General features: G+C 70.2%; 1 protein-coding gene. It reads left to right on the top strand.

From position 1 onward, the window contains the following. The first annotated feature begins 82 nt into the window (after nt 1-82). Complete coding sequence (locus tag AC0KTA_RS02375) at nt 83-10,213, top strand: type I polyketide synthase (RefSeq protein ID WP_481053394.1); 10,131 nt, start codon at nt 83-85, stop codon at nt 10,211-10,213. Nucleotides 10,214-10,217 lie beyond the last annotated feature (4 nt).

Genomic DNA, 10,217 nt, shown 5'->3' with positions numbered 1-10,217 from the left:
CGCGGACGCCCCCGTCCCCGGAAGTTACCGGCCGAAGGCTTTCCACCCCTGTCCGGGGTGCTCAGAGGAGTGACAAGAAACGGTGAGCGAGACCAAGCTGCGCGACTACCTCAAGCGCGCGACGGCCAGCCTGCAGGAAACTCGTCTAGAGCTGAAGGAACTCAAGGACAGGGACCGGGAGCCCATCGCGATCGTCGGCATGGGGTGCAGATATCCCGGCGGGGTGGAGTCGCCCGAAGACCTGTGGGAGCTGGTCGCCTCGGGCACCGACGCGGTCTCCACCTTCCCCGTGGACCGGGGGTGGGACGAGGACCTGTACGACCCCGACCCGGAGAAGCCGGGCAAGAGCTACACGCGTGAGGGCGGGTTCCTGCACAACGCGAACGGCTTCGACGCCTCCTTCTTCGGTATGAGCCCGCGTGAGGCGCTGGCGACCGACCCGCAGCAGCGGCTGCTGCTGGAGACCTCATGGGAGGCGCTCGAGCGGGCGGGCATCGACCCGGCGTCCGCGCGTGGCAGCCGCACCGGCGTGTTCGTCGGCGTGATGTACAACGACTACGGCTCCCGCATCCAGGCCATACCGGAGGGCCTCGAAGGCCACCTCGGCAACGGCAGCGCTGGAAGTATCGCCTCCGGCCGCATCTCCTACACCTTCGGCTTCGAAGGCCCCGCCATGACCGTGGACACCGCGTGCTCCTCGTCGCTCGTGGCGCTCCAACTGGCCGTCCAGGCGCTCCGCAAGGGCGACTGCTCGCTCGCGCTCGCCGGTGGCGTGGCCATGATGGCGACACCAGGGGTGTTCATCGAGTTCAGCCGGTTGCGCGGACTCGCCGTGGACGGACGCTGCAAGTCGTTCTCGAACGCCGCCGACGGCACCGGATGGTCCGAGGGCGCCGGTGTGCTGCTGCTGGAGCGGCTGTCCGACGCCCAGCGCAACGGGCACCAGGTGCTGGCCGTGGTACGGGGCGCCGCCGTGAACCAGGACGGGGCGAGCAGCCGGCTGACGGCGCCCAACGGCCCCTCGCAGCAGCGGGTGATCCGCGACGCGCTGCGCAACGCCGGCCTGTCCGCGGCCGATGTGGACGCGGTGGAGGCACACGGCACCGGAACACCGCTGGGCGACCCCATCGAGGCACAAGCGCTGCTGGCCACCTACGGCAAGGAGCGCTCCGGAGCCGGCCGGCCGTTGTGGCTGGGCTCGTTCAAGTCGAACGTGGGGCACACACAGGCGGCCGCGGGCGTGGGTGGCGTCATCAAGATGGTGATGGCGATGCGGCACGGTGTGTTGCCCAAGACCCTGCATGTGGAGGAGCCGTCGGAGCATGTGGACTGGTCGGCGGGGGCGGTATCGCTGCTGACCGAGTCGACCCCGTGGCCGGAGACGGGTGAGCGGCGCAGGGTAGGTGTGTCCTCGTTCGGTGTGAGCGGGACGAACGCGCATGTGATCCTGGAGCAGGCTCCGGAGGCCGAGGCGGCCGACGACGCTGAGGCCGAGGTCGCCGATGGTCCGGTGACGTGGCTGGTGTCGGGCCGTAGCCAGGAGGGGCTGCGGGCGCAGGCCGGACGGCTGCGGGAGTTCGTGGCCGAGCGCCCCGAGCTGAGCGCCGCCGATGTGGCGCGGTCGCTGGTCATGACTCGGTCGGTGCTGGAGCACCGCGCGGTGCTGGTGGGCCGGGACCGGGACGAGTTGCTGTCCGGCCTGGGCGCCGTCACGGAGAAGTCCGCTCTTCCGGGCGTGGTGGTGGGCGAGAGCGCGCCTCCCGGTCGTTCGGTGTTTGTGTTCCCGGGTCAGGGGGCGCAGTGGGTGGGTATGGCGGTGGGGTTGCTGGAGTCCTCGCCGGTGTTCGCCGAGGCGGTCGGTGAGTGTGAGTCGGCTTTGTCGGCTCATGTGGACTGGTCGTTGACGGACGTGCTGCGTGGTGGCGAGGGTGCGCCTGGTTTTGACCGGGTGGATGTGGTGCAGCCGGTGTTGTTCGCGGTGATGGTGTCGCTGGCGAGGCTGTGGCGTTCGGTGGGTGTGGAGCCGGATGCGGTGATGGGCCACAGCCAGGGTGAGATCGCCGCGGCGTGTGTGGCGGGTGCGCTGTCGCTGGAGGACGCCGCGAAGGTGGTGGCCTTGCGCTCGCAGGCCATTGCGGCCGGTCTTGCGGGTCGTGGTGGCATGGTGTCGGTGGGGCTGCCGGTCGACCGGGCGCGGGAGCGTATCGCCGCCTGGGACGGTGCGATATCGGTTGCCGCGGTGAACAGCCCCGGCTCGGTTGTGGTGTCCGGTGATCCGGGTGCGCTGGATGAGATGGTCGCGCGGCTGGAGGGTGAGGAGATCCGGGTCCGCCGGGTTCCGGTGGACTATGCCTCGCACTCCGCGCATGTGGAGGAGATCCGCGAGGAGTTGCTGAGGGTTCTGGCGGATCTGAAGCCCCGTACCTGCGAAGTGCCGTTCTACTCGACGGTGTTCGGTGGGCTGGTGGACACGGCCGATCTGGACGCCGAGTACTGGTACCGCAACCTGCGCCAGACCGTGGAGCTGGAGGCCGCTACCCGCACGCTGCTCGGCACCGGGCATGGTGTGTTTATCGAGGTGAGCCCGCATCCGGTGCTCACCCTTCCCGTACAGCAGACGGTCGAGGCCGCCGATGCCCAGGCCGTGGTTGTGGGGACCCTGCGGCGCGACGAGGGCGGCCTGGATCGGTTCCTGACCTCCGCCGCCGAGGTATTCGTGAACGGCGCCGAGGTGGACTGGGCCACCGTGCTGGAGGACCGGGGCGGTCGGCAGATTGAGCTGCCGACGTATGCCTTCCAGCGCCAGCGGTACTGGCTTGACGTTCCCGCGGGTGTGGGTGATGTGGGTTCGGTGGGGTTGGGTTCGCTGGGGCACCCGTTGCTGGGTGCGGTGGTGTCGTTGGCGAGCGGTGGCGGAGTGCTGCTGAATGGACGGTTGTCGTTGGCCACGCATGAGTGGCTGGCGGATCACGCCGTCCACGGGGTCGTGCTGCTGCCGGGGACGGCGTTTGTCGAGCTTGTGGGGCAGGCCGGGGACCAGGTCGGCTGTGGCCGGATTGAGGAACTCGTCCTCGAGGCGCCGCTGATCCTGCCCGAGCACGGTGGGGTGCGGATCCAGGTCGAGGCGGGGGAGGCGGACGCTTCCGGCTTCCGTGAGGTGAGCGTGTTCTCACGGGAGGAGGCAGAGGGCGAGGACGCGCCATGGACGTGCCATGCCCGTGGTGTGCTCGCGCCGATGGCAGGTGCCGACGCGGCTTCCTTCGACTTTGGTGTGTGGCCGCCGGTGGGGGCTGAGTTGGTTGATGTGTCGGGTGAGTATGCGCGGGCGGCGGAGTACGGGCTGGGGTACGGGCCGGTTTTCCGGGGGTTGAGGCGTGCGTGGCGGCGTGGTGGTGAGGTGTTCGCGGAGGTCGAGCTCCCGGAGGGTGAGCGGGAGCGGGCGGGCCGGTTCGGTCTGCATCCGGCGTTGTTCGACGCGGCGTTGCATGCGATGGGTGTGAGTGAAGGTCTGGCGGGTGGTTCGGGGAGTTTGCTGCCGTTCTCCTGGCGTGGGTTTGCTCTGGAGGCGGTGGGTGCGACGTCGCTGCGGGTGCGGTTGGCGTCGGCGGGTGCTGGGTCGGATGCGGTGTCGGTGGTGGTGGGGGATGAGTCGGGGCGTGGGGTGGCGTCGGTCGAGTCGCTGGTGCTGCGGCCGGTTGACGCGGATCAGCTGAACACTGTGGGCGGGGTGGCGCGGGATGCGCTGTTCCGGGTGGAGTGGGTGGATGCGCCCGGGGTTGTGGTGGCGGGTGGGGTGGCGTCGGGGACTGAGGTCGTGCGGGTGGTCTCCGGTGGTTCGGATGTGGTGAGTGAGGTGTATGGGCGGGTTCTTGAGGTCCTGGAGCGGGTGCAGGCGTGGGTGGGGGATGGGGATCTTGCGGGTGAGCGGTTGGTGGTGGTGACCCGGGGCGCTGTCGATGCGGGCGATGGTGTGCGGGATATGGCTGGGGCTGCGGTGTGGGGTCTGGTGCGGTCCGCGCAGTCGGAGAATCCTGGGCGTCTGGTGCTGGTGGACACCGATGACGTGGACGGAGTCGAGGGTCTGCTTCCCGGGGTGCTGGCTCTGGGCGAGGAGCAGGTGGTGGTGCGGTCGGGTGCGGTGCGGGTGCCGCGCCTGGGCCGGGTGCTGCCTTCGGGTGACGCTCCGGAGTCGGGGGTGTTCGGCGCTGGTGCGGTGCTCGTGACCGGTGGCACGGGTGTTCTGGGTGGTTTGGTGGCCCGGCATCTGGTGGCCCGGCATGATGTCAGGAAGCTGGTGCTGCTGTCTCGCCGTGGTGCGGAGGCCGAGGGCGCGACGGAGTTGCGGGCGGAGCTGGAGGCTGCGGGCGCTGAGGTGGTGATCGCGGCGTGTGACGCGGCGGATCGCCAGGCTTTGGCTGGGGTGTTGTCGGGGTTGCCGGCGGGCTTCGCGTTGAGCGGTGTGGTGCATGCGGCGGGTGTGCTGGATGACGGGCTGCTGACGTCGTTGACCCGTGAGCGGGTTGAGCCGGTGTTGCGGGCGAAGGTGGACGCGGCGTGGAACCTGCATGAGCTGACGGCCGGGATGGGCCTGTCGGCGTTCGTGTTGTTCTCCTCGGCGGCGGGCACGTTGGGCGGGCCGGGCCAGGGAAGCTACGCGGCGGCGAATGTGTTCCTGGACGGCCTCGCCTCGTGGCGGGGGGGTCAGGGGTTGCCGGGTGTGTCGATGGCGTGGGGTCTGTGGGCCGAGGCCAGCGGCATGACCGGACACCTCGGCGAGAGGGACCTGCGCCGAGTGTCGCGTTCCGGCCTGGTGCCGCTCTCCTCCCAGGAGGGGCTCGAACTGTTCGATGCGGCTCTGGTCGCGGATGAGATCGTGCCAGTTCCGGTGCGGCTGGACATCCCGGCGCTGCGTGCGCAGGGCGCCGAACTCCCCGCCCTCTTCCGCAACGTCGTGCCCACCGTGACAGCGCGCCGTGTCGCACGATCGGAGCAGGACGAGAGCCTTCCCGATGAACTGCGCCGGCGCCTCGCGGGTCTGCCGCAGACATCGCAGGATCAGATGTTGCTGGAGCTGGTCCGCGTGCAGACCGCGGCCGCCCTCGGGCACGCCACCGCCGAGACCGTCAACACACGACGGCCGTTCAAGGAGCTCGGCTTCGACTCGCTGATGGGGGTCGATCTCAGGAATCGGCTCACCGCGGAGACCGGTCTGCGGCTGCCCGCCACGCTGGTTTTCGACTATCCGACCCCGATGGCACTCGTCGGCCACATCCGTGACGAAATCCTGGGCGGAGACAGCGCTGCCTCGTCGGCGGGCGCGGCGGCGGTAGCCGTGCCGGGCACGCCGGTGGACAGCGACCCCATCGTGATCGTGAGCATGAGCTGCCGCTTCCCGGGCGGGGTGCGGACCCCCGAAGAGCTGTGGCAGTTGGTCATGGCGGGCACGGATGCGATGTCCGAGTTCCCGTCCGACCGCGGGTGGGACCTTGAGCGCCTGTACGACCCGGACCCCGACCGGGAAGGCACTTACTACGCCCAGAACGGTGGGTTCCTCTACGACGCGCACCAATTCGACCCCGCCTTCTTCGATATGAGTCCGCGTGAGGCGCTGGCGACCGACCCGCAGCAGCGGCTGCTGCTGGAGACCTCGTGGGAGGCGTTCGAGCGGGCCGGTATCGACCCCACGACCAAGCGGGGCAGCCGGTCCGGTGTGTTCGTGGGCGTGATGTACAACGACTACGGCACCCGGCTGCGGCAGGTTCCCGAGGGCTTCGAGGGGTCTCTCGGCAGCGGAAGCGCTGGAAGCGTGGCATCCGGTCGTATCTCGTACACACTCGGTCTTGAGGGACCCGCGGTGACGGTGGACACGGCGTGTTCGTCGTCGCTGGTCGCGCTGCATCTGGCCGCGCAGGCGCTGCGTCAGGGCGAATGCGATTTGGCGCTCGCCGGTGGCGTCTCGGTGATGTCGTCGCCCGGTGCGTTCGTGGAGTTCAGCCGTCAGCGTGGGCTGGCCCCCGATGGCAGGTGCAAGCCGTTCGCGGACGCCGCGGATGGTACGGGCTGGTCCGAGGGCGTGGGCATGCTGCTGGTGGAGCGGCTGTCCGACGCCCGGCGCAACGGCCACCCCGTGCTGGCGGTCGTCCGGGGTTCGGCGGTCAACCAGGACGGTGCGTCGAATGGCCTTACGGCGCCCAACGGGCCGTCGCAGCAGCGGGTGATCCGGCAGGCCCTCGCCAACGCCGGAGTGTCGGCGGCCGATGTGGACGTGGTGGAGGCGCACGGTACGGGTACGTCGCTGGGTGATCCGATCGAGGCGCAGGCGCTGCTGGCCACGTACGGCCAGGAGCGGCCGGAGGGTCTCCCGCTGCTGCTGGGCGCGCTGAAGTCGAACATCGGCCACACCCAGGCCGCGTCCGGACTCGCCGGTGTCATCAAGATGGTGATGGCGATGCGGCACGGCGTACTGCCGCGGACGCTGCATGTGGACGAGCCTTCACGGCAGGTGGATTGGTCGGCGGGTGAGGTGCGGCTGCTGACGGAGGCCACGGAGTGGCCCGAGACCGGGCAGCCGCGCCGGGCCGGTGTCTCTGCCTTCGGTGTGAGTGGCACCAACGCGCACACCATCATCGAGCAGGCCCCGCCGGTCGACGAGGACGGGTCCGAGGCCGAGGAGAGTCCGGCTTCCGACGCCTACAGTGGCGTGGCCACGTGGGTGCTGTCGGCTCGTGGCGCGGACGCGCTGCGGGCTCAGGCGGCGCGGCTCAGGGCGTTCCTGCTGGAGCGGGTCGAGTCGAGCGCGCTGGATGTGGGCTACTCGCTGGTGGCGACGCGGTCGATGTTCGAGCACCGCGCGGTGGTGTCGGGCGCGAGCCGTGCGGAACTCCTCGCCGGGCTCGAGGCCGTCGCATCCGGAGAAGCCGCTCCCGGTGCGCTCCAGGGCGTGGCCGGGACGGCCGTCAAGACGGCGTTCCTCTTCTCCGGCCAGGGTGCGCAACGCCTGGGTATGGGGCGGGAGTTGTACGAGGCGTTCCCGGTGTTCGCCCGTGCGCTGGACGAGGTGTGCGCGCATCTGGACGTCGTACTGGACCGTCCGCTGAAGGACGTGATGTTCGCGGCGGAGGGCGGTGCCGACGCCGAACTGCTGGACCGGACGGCGTTCACGCAGCCCGCGCTCTTCGCCGTCGAGGTGGCGCTGTTCCGGCTGCTGGAGCACTGGGGTGTCACCCCGGATGTGCTGATCGGCCACTCCATCGGTGAGATCGCTGCCGCGCATGTGGCGGGGGTGTTCTCGCTTCAGGACGCGTGCACGCTGGTCGCCGCCCGTGGCCGGTTGATGCAGGCGCTGCCGGAGGGTGGCGCGATGGTGGCGGTGCAGGCGTCCGAGGAGGAGGTCGCCGGATCGCTTGCCGGTCGTGAGGCCGAGGTGAGTATCGCGGCGGTCAACGGTCCGACGGCCGTGGTGATCGCCGGTGATGAGGCCGCGGCGCTGGAGATCGCCGGGCAGTGGGATCAGGAGGGCCGTAAGACCCGTCGGCTGCGGGTCAGCCATGCCTTCCACTCGCCCCGTATGGACGCGATGCTGGACGACTTCCGCAAGATCGTCGAAGGGCTGTCGTTCGCCCCACCGACCATCGCGCTGGTCTCCAATGTGACCGGTGAGCCAGCGGGCACGGACGATGTGTGCTCGGCGGAGTACTGGGTGCGCCATGTGCGGCAGGCGGTGCGGTTCGCGGACGGGGTGCGGGCGCTGGAGAAGCTCGGGGTGACCTCGTTCCTCGAGGTGGGCCCGGACGGTGTGCTGTCCGCGATGACGCAGGACTGCCTGATCGCGGGCGGGGCTTCGGCCTCGGTCGTGGCACCCGTTCTGCGCAAGGACCGCCCGGAGGTTCAGGCGCTGACGGCGGCGCTGGCCGAACTCCATGTGCACGGTGTCGAGGTGGGCTGGGAGCAGGTCTTCGCCGGGCGCGGTGCACGGACGGTGGACCTGCCGACGTACCCCTTCCAGCGTCGGCGTTACTGGCTGGAGGACCGCGCGGAGGCGTCGGCCGGCTCCGTGCCGGGTGGTTCCGCCGCGGTGGACAGCGTGGACGCGCGGTTCTGGGACGCGGTGGAGCGCGAGGACCTGGAGACACTGGCAAAGGCGCTGGACGTCGACGGGAGCGGTTCGCTGGGCGAGTTGCTGCCCGCGCTGTCCTCCTACCGCCGTCAGCAGCGCGACCGGGCCACGGTCGACGGCTGGCGTTATCGGGTCTCCTGGAAGCCGGTCCCGGAGGTGGTGGCGGGGACGCTGTCGGGTGCGTGGCTGCTGGTGGTGCCCGCCGGGCTCGCGGACAGCGAGCTCACCGTCACGATCACGCAGGGGCTGGAGAAGTACGGTGCCCGTGTCGTACCGGTGGCGGTGGACGCGGGCACGGACCGCGACGGGCTCGCCCGGGCACTGCTGGCCGCGGTTGACGGCGAATCCGATGTCCGGGTGTTGTCGTTGCTCGCGTTGGACGAGGAGCCGATGGCCGGGCAGCCGGTGGTCGCCGCCGGACTCGCGCTGACGCTGCGGCTGGTGCAGACCGTGGCGGGGCTGGGCGTGCGCGCTCGGCTGTGGTGTGCCTCGCGGGGCGCGGTGTCGGTGGGTCGTTCCGACCGGCTCGCGAGCGCCACACAGGCGCAGGTGTGGGGCCTCGGCGGAGTCGCGGCGCTGGAGCACCCGCAGAGCTGGGGCGGGCTCGTCGACCTGCCCGAGACGCTCGACGAGCGCGCCGTATCGCGACTGGCCGGGGTGCTGGCGGGCGCGGACGGCGAGGACCAGGTCGCGGTGCGCGGCTCCGGTGTGTTCGTCAAGCGGTTGGTGCGGGCTTCCGCGCTTGAGGCCACTGGTGTCGATGGGTGGCGTTCGAGTGGTTCGGTGTTGGTGACCGGTGGCACGGGCGGGCTCGGCGGGCAGGTGGCCCGCTGGCTGGTCCGTAGTGGCGCCGAGCACCTGGTGCTGACCAGCCGCCGCGGTCTCGACGCCGAAGGTGCCGCCGAGTTGAAGGCGGAGCTGGAGGGCCTGGGTGCCGGGGTGTCGGTGGTGGCGTGTGATGCGGCGGACCGTGAGGCGCTGGCGGTGGTGCTGGAGGGGATTCCGCGGGAGTTGCCGCTGACTGCCGTGGTGCATACGGCCGGTGTGCTGGATGACGGCGTGGTGGATGCCTTGTCGGTGGAGCGGGCGGCCGGGGTGTTGCGTCCGAAGGTGGATGCGGCGCGGAATCTGCATGAGTTGACCGCCGGGATGGACCTGTCGGCGTTCGTGTTGTTCTCCTCGGCGGCCGCCACGTTGGGTGGCCCGGGCCAGGGGAGTTACGCGGCGGGTAATGCCTATCTCGACGCGCTGGCGTTGCAGCGGCGCGCGGATGGCCTTCCCGCGACCTCCATCGCCTGGGGCGCCTGGGCCGGGAGCGGTATGGCGGTTGACGGGGAGCTCGAAGAGCAGATGAGGCGGGGCGGCATGGCCCCGATGAACCCGGATCTGGCCATCTCCGCGCTTCAGCGTGCTCTGGACCTGGACGAAACCTTCCTCCTCGTGGCCGATGCCGCATGGGAGCGGCTCGCGGGCGAGCTGGGAGCGGACCGGACGACAGCGTTGCTGAGGGAGCTGACAGAGACGCAGCGGCCGACGGCATCACTGACGCCTTCCGACCCGGCGGCGACCGAGTCGGCGGCGGCCGAGCTGCGCACAAGCCTGGAGGCGCTGCCCTCGGCGAAGCGTCAGCGCCAGCTGCGCAAGCTGGTGCGTCAGCACGTCGCCGCGGTCCTGGTGCACACGACCCCGGACGCCATCGAGAACGATCGGTCGTTCACAGAGCTCGGGTTCGACTCACTGACGGCTGTTCAGCTGCGCAACCGGCTGGGCGCGATCACCGGCCTGGAGCTGCCGACCACTTTGGCATTCGACTACCCGAACCTCATCGCCCTGGCCGAGCACCTGGAAGCGGGCATGTTCCCGCAAGGTGGTGGGGCTGAGCGGAACGACTCGGAAGAGGACCGGATACGCGAGGCGTTGGTTTCAATTCCGCTCGCGCGATTCCGTGAAGCCGGACTCATGGACACCCTGCTCGAACTCGCTCAGATATCGGAGAGCGGTTCTGAGTCGGCGCCGCAAGAAGAACTGAGTAGCGCGGTCGACACGATGGATGTCGATGACCTCGTCCAGAGGGCTCTGGGCGGCGCTGACCTTTGATGTT

The organism is Streptomyces sp. Y309, assembly GCF_056712025.1.
The sequence above is the reverse complement of the archived record's forward strand: the minus strand, read 5'-3'. Positions and strand labels throughout refer to the sequence as shown.